Origin of the sequence: Nitrospira sp. ND1, assembly GCF_900170025.1 — a bacterium.
In the GTDB taxonomy this organism is placed as follows: domain Bacteria; phylum Nitrospirota; class Nitrospiria; order Nitrospirales; family Nitrospiraceae; genus Nitrospira_A.
Genome location: NZ_FWEX01000006.1, coordinates 196,059 through 218,537, shown reverse-complemented (window position 1 = coordinate 218,537; position 22,479 = coordinate 196,059). Strand labels below are relative to the sequence as shown.

The window sequence follows — 22,479 nt, the reverse complement described above, 5'->3', positions numbered from 1 at the left end:
TCCGATTTCACCCCCGCACGTGGATGACTTCCGCGCTTCGAACTTCCAGCAGCCGGTGAGGCAGAGTGGGGGAGGGATCGGAGGTCACACGCAAACAGAGGCATCCATCCGGGCCGATCGACTCGGCGATCCCCTGTACGATCCCGTTTTCTTCCAGAGCCACACGGACGGTCTTGCCGAGTGTGGAGCAGCGTCGTGTGAATTCATCGATCATGCCGGACGGTCCGTCGTGGAACAAACGATCCATGCGTTGTTCGAGTCGGAGCAAGAGATCTGCGAGGATCATGGCGCGATCGAGCCGATGGCCTGCCTCGGCAGCCATGGTGGTTGCGCCGGCTCTGAGCTCCTCCGGCAAACTGTCGGGTGCAGCGTTGATGTTCAATCCGATGCCGATGACTATCGCCAGGGTTCGGTCAGCGGTGGTGGTTTGTTCGCAGAGGATGCCGCCGATTTTCTTGTCGCCGATCAACAGATCGTTCGGCCACTTCATCGAGACTGCCAGTCCCGTGCAGCCGGAGAGGCAATCGGACACCGCCAGAGCGGAAAACAACGGAATCCAGGAGAGCCAGGGCCCTATGCGTGTGGAGCCGGGTTCGGGCACCACAATCACGGACATGTAGATGTTGCCCTGGGCCGGAGAGTGCCAGGCGCGTCCGCGGCGTCCCCGACCGGCTGTTTGGCAGTCTGCGAGGATCACCGTTCCGTGCGCAGCCGCTGGTCCGGTCGGTTGTTGGAGGTATGCCAACGCGTCTGCATTGGTTGAAGCCGTGGAAGGAATGTACCGCAACGTCTGTCCGAAGGTGTGGGTGTGCAGGCTGGCTTGAAGGCGATCAATGTCCAGCCGATCGGCTGGACATTGATCGTTAGCTGGTCCGCCCACGGCTCCCTCGATAGCCGGTGAGGTCCATGCTGAGGTCGGCTGCGGGTGCGGAGTGAGTCAGGGCACCGACGGAAATGAAGTCCACACCCGTTTGGGCCATGTCGGCGACGGTCTGCAGGGTGATGCCGCCCGAGACTTCTACCAAGGCGCGCTTTTTGATGAGGGCCACCGCCTTTTGCACGAGGGCCGGAGACATATTGTCGAGCAGGATGATGTCGGCGTGACCAGCCAACGCTTCCTTCACTTCTTGCAAACTCTTGGCTTCTACCTCGATGCGAAGGCCATGCGGCGCTCCGGCGCGTGCTAACCGGCAGGCTCCGGCCACATCGACGCCGGTTGAGCGCAAGACTGCGAGATGATTGTCCTTGATCAGGACGCCATCGCCCAGTGAAAAGCGATGGTTTCTCCCGCCTCCCAGGTGAACCGCCCATTTTTCGAGTGCCCGCAAGCCCGGTGTGGTCTTGCGTGTATCGAGAATGGCGGTCTCCGTATGTCGGATTGCGGCGCAAAATTTCGCGGTGAGCGTGGCGATGCCGGACAGCTGCTGAAGGAAATTGACAGCGACGCGCTCCGCCATCAACAACGACCGCACATCGCCTCTGACGACGATGACCTCTGTGCCTGGCTTGACGGTGGCTCCGTCGTTGATGCTCTTGACGATGCGCAACGAGGGGTCCACAGCGAGGAAGACTTCACGCGCGACGGCCACGCCGGCTACCGTCATGGGTTGATGGGCGAGGATGGCGGCCCTGGCCTGAATGGAAAGGGGAAACAGCGCACTCGTGGTGACGTCGCCGTGGTCCAGGTCTTCGTCGAGGGCCAGCTGGACCGCTTTGCGGATGGTCTGAAGGCTAGGAACTTTGATGTTGTTTCTGCTCACTGATGATCTGTTGCAGCGCCTGTTCAAATAATTGGATCATGCGGGATTCACGCGCCAGGCGATCATGGTGATCGGTCAGGACCTCCGGCGGCGCCTTGGCGACGAAATCGGGATTGCCCAGTTTCTGCTGCGTGCGTGCCACTTCCTTTTGAAGCAGCGCGATCTGTTTGAGCACATTGTCCTTAGCCTTTTGGAGATCGGCGCCCTCCATGGATGTGCCGACCTCGGCTGAACCGCTCGTCAGGGTCAGCAGGTGGGAAGCCGTGACCTCCGAGGTGCTTCCGACAAAGAGGTCCTCCACGTTCTCCATGTACTCGATCAACTCTCGATGCTTCTTGAAGGTTGCAGCGGCTTGATCCGTCTTTCCATGCACTTTGAAATGGAGACGCTTACCGGCGGCATAATTCAGGATCGCGCGCTCCTGATTCATCAGGCCCCGGCACTCCTCCAGCAGCGCGAATTCCTGCTCGACTTCCTGTGATTCCCAATCCGGTCTCGTTGTTGGGTAGATTTGGCGGACGATGCTGGTACCTTCATGCGGCAGGGTTTGCCAGATCTCTTCCGAAATAAACGGCATGAAGGGATGCAGCAGCCGCATCATGGTTTCGAACGTCTCGGCGAGGGTCTGTCGCGTCGATTTGGCCTGTTCCGATGCCTGATCCTTGAGCGTGGGCTTGATCATCTCAATGTATTTGTCGCAGTACTCATGCCAGATAAATTGGTAAATCGCGCTCGACGCGCGGTCGAAGCGATATTGTTCCAACTCCTGAGTGACGGTGCCGATGGTGGCAGTCAGGCGACTTAGAATCCAACGGTCGGGGAATGACCGCTGCGCAGCCGGCACTTCGGCCCGTTCGCCGTCCAAGTGCATGAGCAGAAACCGGGCGGCGTTCCAGATTTTGTTCGTAAAGTTCCGGTAACCTTCAATTCGCTCTTCCGCCAGCTTGACGTCACGGCCCGGTGAAGCCATTGCGGCCATGGTGAAACGCAGGGCGTCGGTCCCGAACTGCTCCATCACATGCAAGGGATCGATCACATTGCCCTTCGACTTACTCATCTTCTGGCCCTCGGCATCGCGAACCAGGGCGTGGATATAGACGTCGCGGAAGGGGACGTCGCCCATGAACTTCAGGCCCATCATGATCATGCGCGCGACCCAGAAAAACAGAATGTCGAGCCCGGTGACCAGGGTCGAGGTGGGGTAGAAGGTCTTCAAATCCGGCGTCTGCTTCGGCCAGCCCAGGGTAGAAAATGGCCAGAGGGCGGAAGAGAACCAGGTGTCGAGCACGTCGGGGTCCTGCACCAACGCATCTGAGTGGCCCTTGGGACAGGTTGCCGGTGTGGTCTTCGCCACGATGACGGCTGCGTCGGAAGGAATGAGCGGCGCCCCGTCTGACGAGCGGCGCAGAAACGGGCTTCCGTAACAGGTTTCACAGTACCAGGCAGGAATCTGATGACCCCACCAGATTTGCCGGGAGACGCACCAGTCCTTAATGTCTCGCATCCAGCCGAGATAGTTGTTCTTCCAGGCCTCGGGAATGATCCTGACCCGACCATCTTCGACCGCTTGAATCGCCGGTTCCGCGAGCGGCTTGATTTTGACGAACCATTGGTCCGACAACAGAGGTTCGACAACAGTCTTGCAGCGGTAGCATTTGCCGAGCGCCATCTTATGGGGCTCGGATTTTTCAAGCAGGCCTTGATCCGTCAGCAGTTGTTCGATCTTCGGTCTGGCCTTGGCGACAGGAAGGCCTTCGACGATGTGCGCCACCTCGGACTCTACCAGTGCGCCTTCCAGCCGAAGGTTGGCGTGGATGTCCAAAATCTTGATGCGCCGGAGCCCATGCCGCTCTCCCGCCTCAAAGTCATTAAAGTCATGAGCGGGGGTAATCTTGACGGCGCCGGTGCCGAATTCGCGATCGACCAGAATCGAGTCTCCTACGATTGGAATCGCGCGGGTCGTGAGGGGGAGCCGGACCTGTTTGCCAATGAGGTGACGGTACCGTTCGTCTTCCGGGTGCACCGCCACGGCGGTATCGCCGAGCAGGGTTTCGGGACGCGTGGTCGCCACCAGCAGCACCTGCGCGGGATCGTCGGCCAGGGCATAACGAATGGTGTACAGTTTTCCGGTAATCTCTTCATGTTCGACTTCGATGTCGGACAAGGCCGTCAGGCAGCGCGGGCACCAATTGATCAATCGTTCGCCGCGGTAGAGCAGTCCGTCTGCATGCAGCCGAACGAAGACCTCGCGGACGGCTTCCGAAAGCCCCGCGTCCATAGTGAAGCGTTCACGTTCCCAATCGCAGGAGGCGCCGAGCCGTTTGAGCTGGGAGATGATCGTGCCGCCCGACTTTTCTTTCCATTGCCAGACCCGCTTGAGGAACTCTTCCCGACCGAGTGCCTCCCGCGTGGTGCCTTCGGCCTGAAGCTGCCGCTCCACCACGTTCTGGGTCGCGATGCCCGCGTGATCCGTGCCGGGCATCCAGAGCACATTGCGGCCTTGCATGCGGCGCCAACGGATCAGAATGTCCTGCAGGGTATTATTGAGGGCATGGCCGACGTGAAGCGATCCCGTGACGTTCGGGGGAGGAATCACCATCGAATAGGGCTGCCCGGGATGGGCCGAGTCGGCATGAAACAGACCGGCGTCGATCCAGCGCTGGTACCAGCGGTCTTCGACGTCGTGGGGACTGTAGGTTTTGTCGAGTTGCGGTGTGGACATGGTTCTTGGAGGCGCCCGGGGCGCAACGCGGGCGCATCTTAACATGCGCCGTGTGGGCTCACAAGGTAATGGACGCGCGTCTGTGATCGTTCTAAAGGTTGTAGCGGACTCAAGCCCTGTGATATACATCCGGCGGTTCAGCTGGTTGTTCCAGATCGCCGGCTTGAGAGCCTATCACCGTTGAAGGAGAGATTATGCCGAGGGGACGAGAGAAGGATCGCAAGACTCGCAAGAAGCATCGGAAGAACGTGGATCGTATGAAGGGGCTGGTCAAGGCCCGCCGTGCGGCGGCCAAGAAGGTCAAGCGAGGGTAGGCGAACGGGACGTTAGTCGGGCGAGCTCAGTCGTTTGATCTCCACCCGGATCTGAGTTTCTGCTACGTCTGGAACGATCCGCTGTACCGCCTGCTGAATCGGATCTTTTGCCATTTCGTGCACAATCTCATCGGCCGCCTGTCGCGCGCAGTTCGCGGCCACCTGCTCGACTTCCTTTTTCACCAGCTGGTCGATCGTTTCAAGGTGTGATTTCAAGGCCTCCGGCAGGTGTTTCTTCACGCCGGTGTCCGTGAGGTCACCCAATCGTTTCTCTGTGGACTGCTCCACCAGGGTAGGGGCCAGCTCGGTTACGGTCCGACGAACAGTCGCCTCGACGCCGGCAAGCTGGGTCTGAGCCTGTCGCTTCAATTCTTCCAGAATCAGTTCTCGCATCACGGGCTGTAAGCGTTCGGGTGCGAGCGCGTCTGCCAGTTGTTTCGCCACTTCCGTTTGAACGGCCTTCCCCACGGCAAGACTCACCTGTCCGGCGACTTCCTTCGCCATGGCGGGCGGGAGCAGTTCGCCGATCTTCCGGTCGGCCTGGACTGTGACTGAATGCAACAAGTGATCGAACAGCCCCTTCATCAAGGCATCTCCGCTCGGTCCGTTCGAGGCAGGTGCAGATGCGGCCGGGGCGGCAGTGGGGCTCAGTGATGGGGACATGGGGCTGTGCTCCTTCTCCATCTCGTGGTGGGGGGCGTCGTCAATGGACGCATCGTTCGGCGATTCGTCGTCTTCATCGTCCGTTCCCGTGGAGACAGGGGGCCACGTCCGTGTTTTTGCAGATTTCCCGCCGCGCGGATCTCCCGCCGCGCCATTCAAGATGCCCTTGATCGTATCGAGCAGTTGTTCCCGTTGCAGCGGTTTCTTCAGAAAGGCCCGGACCCCGAGCGAACGCAATTTGCTTTCGTCCAGGCGATCGGAGCCGTCCACCATGGAGACGATCAGGGTTTCGGCCAGACTATCCTGCCGGCCGATTTCTTTGCAGAGTCCCGAGAAGGTGATCTTGTCGAGATGATAGTCCGCGATGACCAGCGCCGGACTGAGTTTGCGGGCAGCGTCGAGGGCCGAGGGGCCGTCGGAAAATCCCATGACCTTGTGGCCTTCCGGCGCAGAAATCTGTTCCACCATGCGGTGCACGGCCGGGCTGCTGTCGATCACAAAGATGGTCGATCCCATCCCACTCACCTCTCCATACCCACTCAGCCGAAGCTAACAAAGGCCCCGTGAACTGTCAAAGAAAACGCCGAAACCAGCGGTCTGATGAGGCCTCTGCCTATGCGCCGCGGGAGACGAACTGAATGCTGGCGGAGCTGGTGACCATCCTGTAGAATCCGGCCGTCTTCCCGGCTGGGCCTATCGGCCTTCGTGGATGGCGAGCATGAGGAGTCACACGACACAATGACCCGGAGCCGAATTCAAGTCGTCTTTTTCGATGCCGCCGACACCCTGTTCCATATTCACGGGTCAGTGGCCGAGATTTACCTGCAGCATGCGGAGAAGCATGGGTTCAGGAAAACTCCAGAGTCGTTAACCGCCATCAAATCCGCCTTTGCCCGTTCGTTCCGCGATGCGCCGCCACCGGTGTTTGCCGCGACGGAACCGGCCGCGATCAAGCAGTCCGAACGGTTGTGGTGGTTCGACATCGTGCACAACGTCTTTTATCGCGTGGGGATGTTCGAGGCCTTCGACGAGTTTTTCGAGGAGGTGTTTGCGCGCTTCGAGCAGCCGGAGTCCTGGCGGCTGTTCCCGGAGACGGTGGATGTGCTCAGGACTCTCAAGGACCAGGGATTCGAGCTGGGCATCATTTCCAACTTCGACTCGCGGTTATTTTCCGTGTTACGCGGATTGGGGATTGCCGATCTATTCGATACAGTCACGATTTCAAGTTTGGCCCGTGCCGCCAAACCCTCCGCGCGGATCTTTCACCAGGCGCTAGAGAAACATGCGGTCGATCCGGACGAGGCGCTGCATGTCGGCGATAGCGAGCGTGACGATGTGAAGGGGGCGCAGGGCGTCGGACTGACCGGGGTGTTGCTCGCGAGAGGGGAGGGGGCGCGTCCTTCGGGCGGGACGACAATCGGTACCCTCAACGAATTGCTGCCGCTGCTCTCACGCCTGCAATAACAAGGGAACGATGTCCTTGGCGCGCCCTTGGAGCGCCGCATCGACAATGCCGGATTGCGCGGTGGCATCCAGATTGATTTCCACGACAAACGCGCCCGCCTGTTTCGCGATTGAACCAAAACCAGCCGCCGGATACACCAGGCCGGAGGTGCCGATAATCAGGCACAGGTCGCTGGACTGCAGGGCGGCCTCGCTGGCGTCCAGATCCTGCTCGGCGAGTGCTTCTCCAAACCAGACGATATGCGGGCGGAGCAGCCCGTTGCAGTTGCTGCAGAGGGGCAGGATTGCAATCGGCACGTCGCGATTTTCAGTTACGCGCCGGCACTGCGTGCAGCGCACCATCCAGATGTTGCCGTGAATCTCGGATAACCTGCGAGAGCCGGCGTCGCGGTGCAGTCCGTCCACATTCTGCGTGATGAGCCAAAACCGCTCGAAGCGTTGCTCCATCTGAGCCACGGCATCGTGCGCGGGGTTGGGTCGTTTGGAGGCGATGAGTTCACGCCGCCAGTTGTACCATTCCCACACGAGGCGGGGATCACGCGCGAAGGCCTCGGGTGTGGCGAGATCCTCCGCGCGAAAGTTCCGCCAGAGTCCATCGACCCCGCGAAAGGTCGGCACGCCGCTGTCGGCGGAAATCCCGGCCCCGGTGAGCACGGTCACCGATCGTGCCGAGGCCAGTTTCTGTTGGATCAGACCGAGAGTTGATCCGGTTCCCATGGGTCTCAACGCGAGGGAGCGATCACTGTTTCAGGTGCGCGGCTGCATGCTATAGTACCGTCCTTTCGAACGCAACGAGTGAGGAGTCTCATGAAGCAGATCATGGTGGTTGGGGCTGGTTCCGTCGGCGGTTTCTTCGGGGCCCATCTCGCAAAAAATAATCCGAACGTCTCGTTTCTTCTGCGACCCCGCACCCTGGAGGCCGTGAAGCGCCATGGCTTGATGATCAAAAGTGCCAAGGGCAACTTCACCGTGCATCCACCGGCGGCTTCCGATCCGCGAGAGCTGGCGCCACCGGATCTCATCATTCTGGCGGTGAAGGCCTACGACCTCGATGAAGTCATGGCGCAGCTGGAGCCGGTGATCACCGAGCGTACGGTCATGCTCACGCTTCAAAACGGCATCGATACGGAAGATCGCATCATCGCCCGGGTGCATCGCGACTCTGTGGTCGGCGGTGTGGCGTTCATCTACTCGAAGATCGTGGCGCCCGGCGTCATTGAACATTACAAGCGGGGCGGCGTGGCCATCGGCGAACTCATGGGCCACAAGAGCGAACGCGTGCTGCAGATTGCGGAGATCTTCAAGCAGGCTGGCATTTCCTGCCAGCTCAGCGACGATATCAGGAAGAGCAAATGGGAAAAGATGTGCTGGAACTGCGTCTTTAACCCCCTCACGGTCTTGATCGACGACAAGGTGGCCAAGGCGCTGGACCATCCGGAGATGGCCGGTGTGATCCGGCAGATCGTGGGCGAAGTGATGGCGGTGTCGGCGGCGGTGAAGGTGCCCTTGGCGCCGGATATGGCCGAGAAGGTGGTGAAGTGGACGCAGGAACTGCGCGATATTCACACTTCGATGTACGATGACTGGAAAGCCAAGCGCCCGACGGAGATCGACTATCTGAACGGCTACATTGTTCGTATGGGGCGGGAGTTGGGGATTCCCACACCGGTGAACGAGGCGTTAACGGCGATGGTGAAAGCCATCACGGAGCGGGAGCCCGCTGGTCCCGGTGTCGTCCGGATAGATGGCGCGGTCGTCCAACCGGTTTCTCTTACGCGAGCGGCGCTGGCGCAACTGCCGCAAGCACAACATGTCGAAGATATCAGTCAGCTGATGCCGTCGATGCGCGGCCGGGCCATTCGCGTCAATGGCCTGTTGGATATTCCAGCCCTTGCGGTCGATGCCGACCATGTCACATTCCATTCCGTGGATGGCAAGTACGCGGCGACGCTCACCTTGCAACAGGCGCGGGATTTCGGGTTGTTGCTCTACGAACTCGACGGCCAGCCGCTACCGGACGGCAAGGGTGGTCCCTACCGCCTGGTGACGCCGGGCCTGGGTGATCTTTGCGCCAACGTGAAGGCGGTGGGACGCATCGAGGTACGGGCCGGATCGGGGAAGGATACGCGGCCGTCTGTCAGGCCTCCGGAGTGCTCGACTGAGGGCTCACGCTAAGCGGTTCACGTCGTCGAGGAACGGAGCACCCGGATCGATTTCCACCGCTCCGATCGATAGCGCCAGAGCATGAGCGCCATTCGTAGCGTCCAGTCCGCGATCATGGCCAGCCAGACGTAAAACACTCCCATTGTCAGCCAGTAGCCTGCCACGAACGCGATGGGGATACGCACGCCCCACATGCCGATCATCGTCGCGATCATGATGAATCGCGTATCGCCCGCGCCGCGCAGTGAGCCGGCCAGCACCATGGTCAGGGCCAACGGCACCTGCAGAAGCGCGACGATCTTCAAGAAAGTCGTTCCCAGCTCGATCACCGCTTCATCGCTGGTGAACGCGCGCAGCAGGGCATAGGGAAAAAAGAAAAACACGATGCCCATGGCGGACATGATGAACGTCGCCAGCCGGTTCGCTTCCCAGTTTTCGAGTTTGGCCCTGGTGTATTTGCCGGCGCCGATACTTTGCCCGACCATGGTGGCGGCGGCGATGGCAAAGCCGTAGCCAGGCAGGAACGAGAGCGATTCAATTGAGAGTCCGACTTGATGCGCAGCGTAGGAGACCGTGCCGTAGATCAATACGATTTTGGTGTAGAGCAGAATTCCGGCCTGTTGCACGATCCGTTCTCCGGAGACCGGAGCACCCACTTGCCAGATGGTGCGGAGCAGGTCTCGCCTGAGCCGCTTCGATGGTTTGAGGATCGCCCGGCAGCGCAACAACAGATAGACTGATCCGGTCGCCTCCGCAATCCCAACGGCGACGGCCGCGCCCTTCACGCCGAACGCCGGCAATCCCCATTGGCCATAGATCAGCGGATAGGCAATGGCGATGTGGAGCACATTGACCATGATCATGGCGTACATCGGTGTCTTGGTGTCCCCGGTCCCCTGGAGAATCGACGAGAGCACTGCCAGAAGCACGGTGAAGGGGATGACCAGAAAGATCAGGTTTGAGTAGGGGAGTGCGAGGCCGATGACCTCCGGCTGCGCTCCGAGCAGCTGCATGATGAGTCCGTTCGCCGAAAGGCCGAGCAGGGCCAGGGCGAAGGACACGAATATCGACAGGCCTAGAAAATGCCGGGAGGCCTGGCCTGCTTCTTCATACCGGCGGGCACCCCACTGTTGAGCGATGATGACGTTGGTCCCGACCGAGAGACCCGACACGAGTGTCGTTGCGATAAACGCAAGCAGTTGGCCCAACCCCACAGCGGCAATGGGGATTGCGCCCAATCCTCCGACGAGAAAGACCGCGACGATGCCTTCGGTTCGCTGCAGCAGGCTGCTCACCGTCACCGGGAGCGCGAGGGTCATGACCGATCGTCTGATTTGTGCGACGCCGTTTGCCATGGGGCGTCATCCTACCAGAACTCGGTTGCGGACGAGGATGTCCTTCTCCTGGGACTGGACAAGAGGCGCACGGCTTCGGTAGCCTGGACCTATCCATGTTGATCACGCCCGAGCCTGCCGCTCGTTCCTCCTATCGGCTGTCAAAATCGCGATATCTGTCGGGCCTGCAGTGCCATAAGCGTCTGTACCTGGAAATTCATGCTCCGGCGCTGGCCACGAAGCCGGATGCGGCCACCCAAGCAATTCTCGACATGGGCACGGATCTCGGGGAACTCGCCCGTCGGCGATTTCCCGGCGGTCGCCTCGTCACGGCCGGGTACCGCCAATCTCAGGAGGCCCTGGCGCAGACGGCGGAGCTTCTCCAGGATTCGACGGTGTCGGCCATCTTCGAAGGCGCATTTCAGTTCGACCAGGTCTTGATCCGTGTCGATGTCCTGGAGCGTGTCGGGGTGAACGAGTCAGGGCAACCCACCTGGCGGCTGGTGGAAGTGAAATCCTCCACCAAGTTGAAGCCGATCCATGTGGAGGATTTGACGATCCAGAGTTACGTCCTCGAAGGGGCCGGCTTGGTTCTCGACGACATCTGCCTCATGCACGTGAACACCCAGTATGTGTTCGACGGCGTGGAACTCGACCTTGGCCAATTGTTTAGTCTCCGCTCCTTAAATGAAACGATACGCCCACGGTTGCCGGATGTGCCCTCACGTCTGACGTCGATGCACGCCGCGTTGAGCGAGATGTCGGCGCCGCCCATTGCCCCGGATGAACATTGTCACAGCCCCTACGAATGTCCCTTCTGGGCGCATTGCACGCAGGAGAAGCCGCCTCGCTGGATTTATCATCTGCCCGGGAGCAGCAAGACGGTCATTCAGCTGCGCGAGTTGGGGGTGGAGACCATCGACGAAATTCCCGATCACGTGACGTTGACGCAGGTACAGCGACGGGTGAGGGACAATCGGGAATGGATCGGGGAAGGCTTGCGGTCGGCGCTGGAGAAGATCGTGTATCCCGTGCATCATTTGGATTTCGAGACCTTCATGCCGGCCGTGCCGAAATTCGGGGATACTAGGCCCTATCAGGTGATTCCCACTCAATGGTCCAACCACATCGAACACCCTGAGGGGATGCTCGACCACGCCGAGTATCTCTGCCGCGACGGGCGTGATCCGCGTGAAGAGTTGGCCGTCACGTTGCTGGATTCGTTGGGTGGGGAAGGTAGTATCTGCGTGTATTCGAGTTATGAACGTTCGGTGTTGGAGCGTTTGGCTGAAGATTTTCCGTCACTGCGAAAGGACCTGAAGCGGGTGATCGCGAGACTGTGGGACCTTCACATTGTCATCAGGGACCACTACTACCATCCGGCCTTCGAAGGGAGCTATTCGATCAAGGCCGTCCTGCCGGCTGTGGTGCCCTCGTTGAGTTATGCGGATCTGGCTATCCGTGACGGGGGCGTGGCAGCTTGCGAATATGCCCGTATGATTTTTACGGTCAGTGACTGGATCGAGAAGGCGCAGATCGAAGAGGCGCTCCTGCGGTACTGCGAACGCGACACCCTGGCCATGGTCGAATTGCGGAAGGAGTTGAAGAAAAGAGCCGGTTAGCGCCTGCCTCTGGTTCGAAGCCATTTCACCATCTGCATGCACGTCGTTTCGATCGACTCATCCGCCATCAATGCGATTCCCCCCAAGGCCAACAGCGTCATCACCAGCGCAGCTTCAGTTTGTTCAAACATGCGGCCCTCCTGTGTGAAACAGAGAGTAGCCTGGAACTGTGGTGACGAACAGACCACTGGAGGAGGGGGAGCGCCCAAAACTTCGGTAGGTGCTGGGCCGACACGTCGCTGAAACCCAAAGGAACTACGGGGAGTTGGGGGGAAACCGAGGGGCTATTGAGCAACAGACGGCTCCGGTCGAGCAGTCGGCAGGAGAGGTGGGGCACTGTTGGTGATTATCCCGTCGCCAAGACCATTACCTGGGCTCCGGGATCAAGCAAGCTTTGTATGGCGGAGAGGGTGGGAACTCGAAGTCGCGCTTAGGTGCTTCGCACGCGCTCCCGCTAAGGGGCCAGGCCCCCTCGCGCCTTCGCTTCGCTCCGGTCACCCCGTGAAGGGGGCATACCCCCTTCAGAACCCCCGTTCGAATCCCACCGGCAGAGTTTTGAGGCCTTGCCGCAGGTGTGGCGGAGAGGGTGGGATTCGAACCCACGGTCCCTTTCAGGACAACGGTTTTCGAGACCGTCCGATTCGGCCGCTCTCGCACCTCTCCGTGACCAGGCCGACAAAGATGTGCAGCTTAGCGTGGTCGAGCGTAACTTTCAAATGAAATCATGTGCTTGGAGAATATTTCTTTCATCCTTAGGGGGAAGCCACGACGTGAGGAAAAGGTGATTCCGTTTTGCGATGAATCGGTTCCACCGTAGACTCACCTGGCGTGGTGAGACCGGTTGGAGACAGTTCGTGACTGATCTTTTCCAGTCATCCATCCGATATAGGCTACGAAGCATAGTTCTTGTCCGCTTCTCGGTCCCACTGGGGTAGAGCATTCTGTGGTCAGACATCCATCCCTTAGCATTCCACCCGGCGAGACCCTGCTCGATGTCCTACGTTGGCGGGCCGAACACCAGCCCGAGCAGCCGGCGTATGTCTTCCTGCGCGATGGGATCAGCCCCGATACCGTCCTGACGTATAGACAGCTCGATGCCAGAGCTCGCTCGATTGCCGGTGATCTGCAATCCAGATTCGCTCCGGGAGATCGCCTGCTTCTCGTCTATCCGCCCGGTCTTGAATTCGTCCAGGCCTTTTGGGGGGCCTTGTATGCCGGGTTAGTGGCCGTGCCGGTCCCTCCGCCGGATGCCTATCGTGCAAAGGTGGGTGTCGCGCGTGTACAGCGTCTCGCCGAGGATGCCGGCGCGGCCGGAGCCTTGAGCACCAACCAGATTCTGGAGCTGGTTCGGGCGCAAGGAACCACGATTCCGCTCGAACAGTGGGTGATTTGTGATGCGTCCAGGCCGGACTCGACGGCTCAGTGGAGGTCGATCCATCCGCTCCCTTCCACTCTGGCTTACTTGCAATATACGTCCGGCTCGACCTCCGCCCCCAAAGGTGTGATGGTCAGTCACGGGAATATGACCGCACAGAGCCGGTGCATCACCGAGGCCGGCCGTTACGATGCGGATTCCGTCACCCTGTCTTGGATGCCGCATTTCCATGACTATGGATTGGTGAAGGGAATCGTCCAGCCTGCTTGGATCGGCCGCCCGGCCTACCTCATGTCGCCGCTCACGTTTCTGAAGCGGCCGTTACGCTGGCTCGAAGCGATTCAACGGTATCACGTCACGCACAGTGGGGCGCCCAACTTTGCGTACCGTCGCTGTGTGGAGACCATCGCAGCCGAAGATCGCGCAAGGCTGGATCTCTCCGGTTGGCAGGTTGCGAGTTGCGGCGCTGAACCGATCGCCCACGATACGATTGACCGATTTGCCGAAGCGTTTGCGCCGGCCGGATTCCGGCGTGAAGCGTTTTTCCCCGCCTACGGGATGGCGGAATACACCCTGTTGATCTCCTTGAAGCGGGAAAGTGTCGCACCGACGGTGCTGTCCCTGGATCCGGCGACGTTGGAACGGGGGGTGGTGTCGGAAGCCAAGGCCGGTATCGCTCCCGTCCGGCAGGTCGTTGGATGCGGTGCTCCGGTGGGTGATACCCGGGTGGTCATCGCCCATCCGGAAACCCTGTCCCGCTGTGCCGTGCAACAGGTCGGTGAAATCTGGTTGGCCGGAGCCAGCACCACCCAGGGATATTGGAACAATCCGGAGGAAACTGCGCGCACGTTTGGCGCGACACTTCGCGATACGGGAGAAGGGCCGTTCCTGCGGACCGGTGACCTCGGGTTCGTCAGAGACGGTGAAGTCTTTGTCACCGGGCGTTTGAAGGACCTGCTCATCGTTCGAGGCAGAAATCACTACCCGCAGGATATTGAGCGAACCGTAGAGCAAAGCCACAGGCTGTTTCGGGGCGGGGGCGCAGGGGCTTTCTCCGTCCAGGATGCGGGGGAGGAAGTGGTGGTGGTGGTGCAGGAGGTCGAGCGCCAGGCAACGGCCTTGGCCGTCGATGATCTGGCTGCCGCGATTCGTTCTGCTGTCTCCGAACAGCATGACCTCCATGTTTCCTCCGTCATCTTTATCAAAGCCGGGAGCCTGCCGAAGACGTCGAGTGGAAAACTCCAACGACGGGCCTGCCGCGATCAATTTCTGACCGGCCAACTTTCCATCATCGGGAAGAGTGTCTTGCCGGCGCCCCTGTCACAGGCGCAAGCAACCGTCGTGAACCTGGAAGATCTGCGCGCGCTCTCGTCCGATGCGCGGCGGCGGCAGATTGAGCAGGATGTGCAGGGGATGATTGCCGATCGCCTCGGGTGCAGCCGAGAGGCCATCGTTCATGACCGGCCGATACATCTCCTGGGGCTCGATTCGTTGATGACCGCTGAGGTCTCGCATCGCGTGGAAGAGTCATTCCAGGTTCCGCTTTCGTTGCAGCATCTCCTGGGAGGTGCCACACTCGGCGATCTGGCTGCGACCATCGAAGCGGGAATACTCCGGGAAGGCAGTGAACTCACTGCTGCCGGTGGCCAGAATCTCACAGCGGAGAATGTCGCCCCACTGTCCGAGAATCAGGCTGCTCTGTGGTTCCTCAGCCAGTTGGCTCCGGATAGCGCCGCCGCCAACGTCTCCGTCATTCTGCCTCTGCCGTTCAACGTGGATCAGGCCGTACTGGAACAGGCGCTTGATCGACTCGGTGAGCGCCATGCGACGCTTCGGACGACCTATGAAACGCAGGACGAGGTGCCGGTTCAACGAATTCATGCCCGGTTGCCTTTGATCTGGACGGTCATTGATGCCTCCACATGGGATTGGGCGCGCTCGCGGCGGGAAGCCATGGAAGCGGCGGCGAGTCCGTTCAATCTGGCGCACGGCCCTTTGTGGAGGGCGTCGTTATTCAAGGGGAAACAACAGGCGTGGTTGCTGCTGGTCGCGCACCATATCGCCGTGGACGGTTGGTCGATGATCCACCTGGTCGAGGACCTTAAGCGGAATTACGCCTCCGACGGATTCATGCCTCAGGATGGACCGAACGGACTCGGCAGCCAGCCGGCCCCCTACGGTGCGTTCATCGGTTGGCATCGCGCGTTGATGGAGAGTGCTGAGGGCGGTCGGCTGGCTCAGTATTGGAAGGCGCGGCTGGCAGGTGAACTCCCGAACTATGACATGCTCTACGATCGGCAGCAGACGACGGTTGCGCCAGGCCGATATGCGTGGCAGGCGATCCATATCGATCGGGCATTGACGGAGCGGCTCAAGGCATTCGCGCAGGCGGAAGGCACGACACTGTATGCCGTCTGTCTGACTGCGCTTCACGCCCTGCTGTATCGCTACACGAATGTGGAAGACACAGCCGTGGTCACTCCGGTATTCGGTCGAAGCCGGTCTCGATTCGCCCGGACCGTCGGTGATTTTGTGAATATGCTCGTGTTGCGGGAGACGGTTCAGGTCGATTCGACCGGCCGCGAATTGCTGGCGCTGACTAAGCGTACTCTGCTGGAAGCCCTCGATCATCAGGACTATCCCTATGCGCGGCTCGTGTCGGACTTGCGACCGGCCCGTGATCGTCAACGCGCCCCTTTGGGGCAAATCCTGTTCGTGTTGCAACAGTTCCGGTTGCTCTCGGAACTCGATGGCCGGATGAGTGGGTCGTCGTCATCTGTTTCTGAATCGTGCCTGCCTGCCTGGGAGGCCTATGTGATTCCCCAGCAGAGCGGGCAGTTTGATCTCTGCCTTGAGCTCGCCGAATCGGAGCAGGGGTTAACCGGCTACTTCGAATACAAAGACGACCTCTTTACGCCCGACCGGATGGCACGGATGCAGCAGCATTTCCTGCGGGTGCTGGAGGGGCTTGTCGCCGACCCCGCCGCGCAGATCGGCTCACTGCCTCTCATGTCCGAGGCGGAGTGTCGCGAGACAGTCCTGACGTGGGGACAGTCTCCGGAACTGCAGGCGCCGGCACAGTGCCTCCATCGCCAGATCGAAGCACAGGTGTTGCGCACCCCTGATGCGATCGCGGTTCGACAGGGCGACCAGGAATTGACCTATCGGGAGTTGAATGCGCGCGCGAACCGTGTGGCTCACTACCTCCGCCGGAGGGGTGTCGCACCCGGTGTGGTCGTCGGCCTCTGCCTGGAACGATCGCTCAACTTGATCGTCGGCATGCTCGGCATTCTCAAATCGGGTGGGGCCTACCTGCCCCTGGATGCCGACTATCCGACCGACCGCTTGGAATACATGCTGAGAGATAGCCAGGTCCGGGTGTTGGTGACGCAGCAGGATCAACTCGCCCGGCTGCCTGCGACGAACCCCCACACGATTTGTCTCGATTCCGAATGGGACCAAATCGCCCGTTTCCCGGACGATGCCATCGAAGGCACGGACGCTACGGAGAATCTGGCGTATGTGATTTACACCTCCGGTTCGACCGGCCAGCCCAAGGGGGTGATGATCGAGCACCGATCGATCGCCAACTATGTGCGGGCGATCACGGAGATCGCGGGTGTCCACTCGCGCGACCGGGTGCTGCAATTTGCGTCGATGAGTTTCGACACCGCCGCCGAAGAAATTTTTCCCTGCCTCACGACGGGCGCGACGTTGGTGCTGCGCACTCAGATGATGATCGATTCGGTGTCGGGCTTCTTGGATCGATGCCGCGACTGGCAGCTGACACTGTTGGACTTGCCGACGGCCTACTGGCATGAAGTCGTCACTCGAATGGAGTTGGAGCAACTAGCCTTCCCGGAGTCGGTGAAGACGGTGATCATCGGTGGAGAACGTGTCCTTCCTCAGATCGTGCAGCGATGGGCCAAATTGATCGGTCGTAGGGTTCGGTTGTTGAATACCTATGGGCCGACGGAAACGACGGTCGCCGTCACCTGGTCGGATCTCACGGGTCTCGGGCTACAGGAGGAGTTGCGCCAGGACGTGCCGATCGGGCGCGTGATTTCTGAGTCGTCCGTCTATGTGTTGGATCGGCATCGACGACCGGTTCCGGTGGGCGTGCCCGGAGAACTCTATGTCGGCGGAGTGGGGGTGGCGCGAGGCTATCGTGGCCGACCGGAACTCACTGACGCGAAGTTTATTCCCGATCCGTTTTCAAGCCTTCCTGGAGCCCGTCTGTATCGGACCGGCGACCTGGTGCGCTGGCGACCTGACGGGCAACTCGACTATCGCGGCCGTGTGGATCGTCAGGTCAAGATCCGCGGCTATCGGATCGAATTGGAAGAGATCGAGGCGGTGCTGAATCGGCACCCGGACATCGAGCGTGCGGTGGTTGAGGTGCGGGAAGATCAGCCGGGCGATAAGCGGATCGTCGCCTTTATGGTCCCTCGTCCGCAGAACCGACTGGGACTGGTGCAGCTGCGCGAACAGCTGCGGAGCCAGTTGCCCGCACACATGATTCCTTCGATGTTTGTCGAGATGGAGACGCTTCCCCTGACCGTCAATGGCAAGGTGGATCGCGCTGCGCTCCGTGTCGCTACGGACAGTCGCGCGAGCAAGGTCGATCTCACGTCTGAGTTTCTCGCCCCACGGACGCCCACAGAGCAAGTGCTGGCCGACATCTGGGGGGAAATCCTCCATGTGAAGGATGTCGGCGTGCATGACAACTTCTTCGAGCTGGGGGGCCATTCGCTGCTGGCGACACAGTTGGTGTCCAGAGTCCAAGCCCTCTTCCGAGTCGTCCTGCCTCTGCGACAAGTGTTCGAACGGCCGACCATCGCGACACTGGCTGAGGTGATCAAGCGATCTCAGGAGGGCGTAACGCAGCAGGCGGCTCGGGACGGACGAATGATGACCAAAGCGGCGGGAGGAGCGCCCTTGCCGCTGTCGTTTGCGCAGGAACGGATGTGGTTTCTCTATCAGTTGTCGCCGACCGGCGCCGCCTACAACATTCCGGCGAGCGTGCGCTTGCACGGTCCGCTCAATCGGGCGGCGTTGCGTTGGGGTGTGGCTGAGCTGGTGCGGCGCCACGACGCACTCCGGACGACCTTTGCCACGGTGGATGGTCAGGCGCGCCAGATTGTTCATACCTCGTTGGATCCGCTCTGGGTGGAAGAAGATCTGCGCGGGTTGCCCCGTGAGATGCGCGAGGCTCGGGCGTTAGAACTGGCGACCGGCGAGGCGCGCCGTCCTTTCGACCTCGGGCAGGGTCCGTTGCTGCGTGTTCTGCTGGTTCAATTGGGCGAAGAGGATCATGTGTTGGTGGTCAGCACGCACCACATCATTTCCGATCAATGGTCGTACGGCGTGATCGCCCGTGAACTGGTGAAGTGCTACAACGCGTTCTGTGCGGGGAAACCCGTCGCGATTCAACCGGACCTCGCGATCCAGTATGCCGATTTCGCCCAGTGGCAACGGATATGGCTGACCGGTTCGGTGTTGGCTGAGCAACTCGCGCACTGGAAATCCAAACTCACGGATCTGCCGGTGCTCGCCTTGCCGGCCGATCGGCCGCGGTTGCCCATCCATTCGTTCAAGGGCGATCAGGTCTCTCTCGACCTGTCCTGGGCGCTCGTGAATCGCCTCAAGCAGCTCAGCGTGCGCGAAGGCGTCACGTTGTACATGGTGTTCCTGGCCGGATTCTTCGGCCTCCTGCATCGCCTCACGCAGCAGCGTGATCTGGTGATCGGGACGCCGATCGCGAACCGTAATCGGCTGGAGATTGAGGATTTGATCGGCACGTTCGTGAATACGCTGGTGTTGCGGACGGATGTCACGGGGGAACTGACCTTCCGCGAATTACTGCAGAAGGTGAAAGATCTGTCCCTCGATGCCTATGCGCACCAGGACATTCCGTTTGAAAAGCTCGTGGAAGAGCTGCGCCCGGATCGCAGCCAGGGTGGGTTGCCCCTGGTACAAGTTCTGTTCAACTTCGCCAATACCCCCTTCGCCCGGACGGAGTTTCAGCATCTGTCGTGGACCCCTTATGAAGTCAGTCGGGGTGCGGCACAGCTCGATCTCGGTTTGTCGATCGACCCGTTGGCTTCGCGAAAAGCCTATCTGGAGTTCAACACGGACCTGTTCGACCGCACCTCCGCCGAACGTTGGCTGGCGGAGTACCGTCAATTCATGGAGGTCATCGCGGAGCATCCGGAAGAGAAGGTCGGACGTGTGGCGATCCTCACGGAACAGGAACAACATCGGATCCTTCATGAATGGAACGCGACCGACAGGCCGGTGGAGCGAGAGACCTGTTTCCCGCAACTATTTGAAGCGCAGGTCGGCCGGACTCCGGATGCGATCGCCGTGGTGTGTGAAGGCGTTGAATTGTCGTATGGGGAACTGAATCGGCGCGCGAATCGGCTGGCGCATCGCTTGCGGGAACAGGGCGTGGGCCCGGATGTGGTGGTGCCGGTGTTTCTCGAACGGTCTCCCGATTTGCTGATCGGTCTCCTGGCGGTCATGAAGGCCGGTGGCGCCTATCTGCCGCTGGTTCCCGGATTGCCGATCCGCAGGTTGGCGGCCATGGTCGAAGCCAGTCACGCGGCGGTGCTTGTGACAGACTCGACGCTCCTGGGAGGGCTTCCCCAACACCAGCTTCGGGTGGTCTGTCTGGACGGGGAGGCGGAGTCACTGACACGATATTCGGAGTGTAATCCTGAGCCCCTCGCGAAACCCGAGCATCTCGTCTACGTGCTGTTCACCTCGGGATCGACCGGGCAGCCGAAAGGCGTGGAGATCGAACATCGCGCACTGGTCAATTTTCTCCACTCCATGCAACAGGAGCCGGGAATCGGCAGCCGGGACGTCCTGTTGGCCATCACGCCGCTGTCGTTCGATATCGCCGGTTTGGAGCTCTATCTTCCGTTGCTGGTCGGGGCCCGCATTATTCTGGCCGGTCGCCTTCAGGCGATGGAGGGAGCATGGCTGCAACGCGAACTTGATCAGGGCGCAGTGACCATGATGCAGGCGACGCCTGCCACCTGGCGGATGGTGTTGCAGTCAGGATGGCAGGGGGGGCGACAGCTCAAAGTGCTGTGCGGCGGGGAAGCCTTGCCGCGGGAATTAGCCCAGGAGCTGCTTGCCCGAGCGGGATCGGCCTGGAATGTGTACGGACCGACGGAGACGACGATTTGGTCGACGTTGGAGCGCGTGCGTACTGCTGAACGCACGATTTCTCTCGGGCGGCCGATTGCGAATACTCAGGTCTATGTGTTGGATCTGAACCGGGAACCGGTCCCGGTGGGAATCCCGGGTGAACTGTATATCGGCGGGATGGGGCTTGCGCGCGGATACCGGGGTGCTCCTCAGCTGACGGCGGAGCGATTCGTCTCCAGTCCGTTCCGGGCGGGCGAGCGGCTCTACCGCACGGGTGACCAGGTCAAATGGCTGCCTGACGGACGGTTGGATTATATCGGGCGTATCGATTATCAGGTCAAACTACGCGGGTTCCGGATCGAACTCGGAGAAATCGAGGCGGTCCTGGCGGACGATCCGACGGTGAAGCAAGCGGTGGTCATCGTGCGGGAAGATGCACCGGGAGACAAGCGGCTGGTGGCCTATGTGGTGGCGAGAGAAGGGCGCCGTTGCGATCCGCAGGCGCTTCGACGGGCCCTGCGAGACATGGTGCCGGATTATATGGTGCCGGCGGCGATTGTGCCGCTCAACGAATTTCCTCTTACGTCGAATGGAAAGGTGGATCGTGGCGCCTTGCCAGCGCCGGTGGCGGAGCCGGTGCATGACAGCGCCCAGCCGATTGAGCCCAGGAATCGAGTTGAATTGCAGTTGGTGGCCATCTGGGAGCAGGTCCTGGGAATCACACCCATCGGCGTGCGCGACAACTTCTTCGCGCTGGGCGGCTATTCCCTGCTGGCGCTCCGGATGTTCAGCGCCATCGAGCAGACGTTCAGCATCCGCCTGCCGATGGCGGTACTTTTTCAGGCGCCCACGATCGAACAATTGGCGGATGTCCTGGCCGGCGAAGGGTGCACCGTGCGCTGGCGGTCGTTGGTCGCGATTCAACCGGAGGGGAAAAATCCTCCCTTTTTTGCGGTTCCGGGGGTCGGCGGCAATGTGCTCGTATTTGCCCGCCTGGCCAAGTTGCTCGGGGATGCCCAACCGTTTTATGGACTGCAGGCCCGCGGACTCGACGGAAAAGAAAAACCGTTCATGCGCGTGGAGGAGATGGCCGCGCATTACATCGAGGAAATACGGTCGATTCAACCGCATGGACCGTACCTCATCGGTGGAACTTGCACGGGCGGGCTGGCGGCCTATGAGATCGCCCAACAGCTCATGGCGCAGGGAGAGCAGGTGATTCTGGCTGTCATGGAATCCTGGCACCCGCGATCCTACCTGACGCATTGGAGTCGACCTCCCTACCTGCTCTGGCCGATCCTATTTGTGTGGATGAAGATCACGACGTACCTTCGTCTCATGCGGAGACTGCCGATCCAGGAGTGGCCGTCGTTCTGGAGAGGCAAGTTGAAACGGATTTGGAATCTCATGCACCATACCGAAGCGGCCGAGCATCAGGACGAGTTTCTGTACAAGGATCAGGTGACCTATGCCACCTTCCATGCGGTGGCGCGTTACGATTTGAAACCGTTCCGCGGACAGGTCTTGAACGTGATTGCCTCCAAACATCCGCTGACGAATTCCAGCGATGATACGCGGTTGGTCTTCGGCGAATCCGCGCTGGGCATGAGCCGTACGATCTATCTGCCGGCCGAAGATTCGGGGCGGTTATTTGTCGCGCCGCATGTGCAGGAGTTGGCGCACCATCTCAAGACGTTTTGGCAGGAAGCCTGGGCGACGCTCCGGAACAAATCGGAGGATCAGGGGAAAGGGCCTTCCTCAAGAGCCGCTTAACCCGGATTATTCATGAATGCCGTCGCAAGGCGTTCATGACGGAAGCCCGCCGAGGCTGCCCGCACGTGAGGCCGACGCAGGCGTACTGGCAGTCCGTCGAGAAGGCCGAACGAGAACCGCCTCGCCGGGCG

11 protein-coding genes and 1 tRNA gene are annotated in these 22,479 nt (G+C 60.5%); 4 read left to right on the top strand and 8 right to left on the bottom strand.

Features of this window, described 5'->3' with window-relative positions:
• Positions 1-7 precede the first annotated feature (7 nt).
• The 4 genes from NSND_RS05530 to NSND_RS05515 form a co-directional block, all read right to left on the bottom strand.
• Positions 8-880, bottom strand: a complete 873-nt coding sequence (locus tag NSND_RS05530) for a biotin--[acetyl-CoA-carboxylase] ligase (RefSeq protein WP_159450646.1) — start codon at positions 878-880, stop codon at positions 8-10.
• Positions 864-1,760: a carboxylating nicotinate-nucleotide diphosphorylase gene (gene nadC, locus NSND_RS05525; protein WP_235000181.1), complete on the bottom strand. Its 897-nt coding sequence runs from the start codon at positions 1,758-1,760 to the stop codon at positions 864-866. Before nadC ends, NSND_RS05530 begins: the two co-directional genes overlap by 17 nt.
• Positions 1,732-4,482 (bottom strand): valine--tRNA ligase, encoded by a 2,751-nt coding sequence (locus NSND_RS05520; protein WP_080878039.1) that lies wholly within the window; start codon positions 4,480-4,482, stop codon positions 1,732-1,734. The genes nadC and NSND_RS05520 overlap by 29 nt, the downstream gene beginning before the upstream one ends.
• A 326-nt stretch (positions 4,483-4,808) precedes the next feature.
• Entirely contained in the window at positions 4,809-5,975 is a 1,167-nt protein-coding gene (locus NSND_RS05515) for a response regulator (RefSeq protein ID WP_080878038.1), read from the bottom strand.
• Between the two features lie 222 nt (positions 5,976-6,197).
• Between NSND_RS05515 and NSND_RS05510 the strand changes: the two genes are divergently transcribed.
• Positions 6,198-6,923 (top strand): HAD-IA family hydrolase, encoded by a 726-nt coding sequence (locus tag NSND_RS05510; protein ID WP_080878037.1) that lies wholly within the window; start codon positions 6,198-6,200, stop codon positions 6,921-6,923.
• On the opposite strand, the gene NSND_RS05505 is transcribed toward NSND_RS05510, so the two are convergent.
• Entirely contained in the window at positions 6,909-7,640 is a 732-nt protein-coding gene (locus NSND_RS05505; protein WP_080878036.1) for an SIR2 family NAD-dependent protein deacylase, read from the bottom strand. The two genes, NSND_RS05510 and NSND_RS05505, sit on opposite strands and share 15 nt — an antisense overlap.
• Positions 7,641-7,730: 90 nt before the next feature.
• On the opposite strand from NSND_RS05505, the gene NSND_RS05500 reads away from it, so the two are divergent.
• Entirely contained in the window at positions 7,731-9,098 is a 1,368-nt protein-coding gene (locus NSND_RS05500; protein ID WP_080878035.1) for a 2-dehydropantoate 2-reductase, read from the top strand.
• Between the two features lie 5 nt (positions 9,099-9,103).
• On the opposite strand, the gene NSND_RS05495 is transcribed toward NSND_RS05500, so the two are convergent.
• The gene (locus NSND_RS05495) at positions 9,104-10,441 is read right to left on the bottom strand and encodes an MATE family efflux transporter (RefSeq protein WP_080878034.1); all 1,338 of its coding nucleotides are present in this window, start codon (positions 10,439-10,441) and stop codon (positions 9,104-9,106) included.
• A 95-nt stretch (positions 10,442-10,536) separates the two neighbouring features.
• Between NSND_RS05495 and NSND_RS05490 the strand changes: the two genes are divergently transcribed.
• On the top strand, positions 10,537-12,042 hold the full coding sequence (locus tag NSND_RS05490; RefSeq protein WP_080878033.1) for a DUF2779 domain-containing protein: 1,506 nt from the start codon (positions 10,537-10,539) through the stop codon (positions 12,040-12,042).
• On the opposite strand, the gene NSND_RS21810 is transcribed toward NSND_RS05490, so the two are convergent.
• Complete coding sequence (locus tag NSND_RS21810) at positions 12,039-12,173, bottom strand: hypothetical protein (RefSeq protein ID WP_255373845.1); 135 nt, start codon at positions 12,171-12,173, stop codon at positions 12,039-12,041. The two genes, NSND_RS05490 and NSND_RS21810, sit on opposite strands and share 4 nt — an antisense overlap.
• 444 nt (positions 12,174-12,617) lie before the next feature.
• Positions 12,618-12,705, bottom strand: a tRNA-Ser gene (locus NSND_RS05485).
• A 280-nt stretch (positions 12,706-12,985) separates the two neighbouring features.
• Between NSND_RS05485 and NSND_RS05480 the strand changes: the two genes are divergently transcribed.
• On the top strand, positions 12,986-22,348 hold the full coding sequence (locus NSND_RS05480) for a non-ribosomal peptide synthetase (RefSeq protein ID WP_080878032.1): 9,363 nt from the start codon (positions 12,986-12,988) through the stop codon (positions 22,346-22,348).
• The last annotated feature ends 131 nt before the right edge of the window (positions 22,349-22,479 follow it).